This is a genomic window from Acinetobacter sp. SWAC5 (assembly GCF_003419885.1).
In the GTDB taxonomy this organism is placed as follows: domain Bacteria; phylum Pseudomonadota; class Gammaproteobacteria; order Pseudomonadales; family Moraxellaceae; genus Acinetobacter; species Acinetobacter cumulans.
Genome location: NZ_QUWR01000067.1, coordinates 1 through 1,021, shown reverse-complemented (window position 1 = coordinate 1,021; position 1,021 = coordinate 1). Strand labels below are relative to the sequence as shown.

The window sequence follows — 1,021 nt, the reverse complement described above, 5'->3', positions numbered from 1 at the left end:
GGACAAAATGACTCCAGATGAGTTTTACTATGACCAGCTACCACAACAAAATAAGGTAGCTTAACTAGAGCAGAGTATCACTTATAAATAAGCTTTTAGTTGTTCAAACAAGTGGGACCACCTCTTTCCGTAGTGAAATGAAGCCTTTCATTAAAGAGGTACGCAAGTTGGAGAATTCAAAAGTTTACTTTGATCATGCAGTATTACCATTACAAAATTCGGACCTCTGTGACCGAGTTTATTTTTGTCGTTATGATGCTGAAGAGATAAAGCAGAAAAAGGAACAAGATGCCTTTCATATGCTTGAGTTTGAGCAAATATCAGTTGATCCTGTAGAGTATGCGCTTAACTGCAAAGAGTTGAATTTAAGCTTAGAGGATCAGAAGCGGTATGGACTGTTCAATCCTAAAAATAACAATAAAAGCTAATTTCTGCCTTAACTCTCGTAAATGGATATTTGAGTAAAAATGCATGAATGCAGTGAGAGCGAAAAGTACACTACCTTATATACAGGTCAGTTTTGTTACCCTTGGCCTGCAGACTAAGTCGGTAAATAATATTATTAATTAACTCATGATAAATCTATTCACTTATACAGATCATAGATATCTACAATGTAGATCACGTATACATAATAAATAACTCTTCCTCCTTAGTTATGCATCAAACATAACTAAGGAATATCGACATGTTGCAATACGATCTCTCGCATCAAGCGGCTGTAATGACCGCAGTGAATAACTTTGTTGATTACCAACTAAATGATGGTTTTAGCCAGACAGACTTTATTACTCACCTTTGTGTATTGATTCCTGCATTTCAGGTTTTTGACCAAGAGAGTATTGAATACTGTACTTTGGTTGCTACGTTTAAAGACGTGGTGCAATTAGTTGAAGAGAGGTGGATCAGGAAATTTGAACAACACTTATAAGTGATATTTTGCTCCCCAAATGATGTTATAAACATCAATATATGGAGTATTTTATGACACGTAGACCAAGAAGAAATCATTCAAATGACT

General features: G+C 35.3%; 2 protein-coding genes. Both read left to right on the top strand.

Translation table 11 applies throughout. The features are described from left to right. The first annotated feature begins 137 nt into the window (after positions 1–137). Positions 138–428: a hypothetical protein gene (locus DYI81_RS17830; protein WP_117008204.1), complete on the top strand. Its 291-nt coding sequence runs from the start codon at positions 138–140 to the stop codon at positions 426–428. Between the two features lie 260 nt (positions 429–688). Further along, positions 689–931 (top strand): hypothetical protein, encoded by a 243-nt coding sequence (locus DYI81_RS17825; RefSeq protein WP_205669756.1) that lies wholly within the window; start codon positions 689–691, stop codon positions 929–931. Positions 932–1,021: the final 90 nt, after the last annotated feature.

What these genes read in the sequence shown, in the direction of transcription:
- DYI81_RS17825 (WP_205669756.1), top strand. Translation starts at nt 689, where the DNA reads ATGTTGCAATACGATCTCTCGCATCAAGCGGCTGTAATGACCGCAGTG.
- DYI81_RS17830 (WP_117008204.1), top strand. Translation starts at nt 138, where the DNA reads ATGAAGCCTTTCATTAAAGAGGTACGCAAGTTGGAGAATTCAAAAGTT.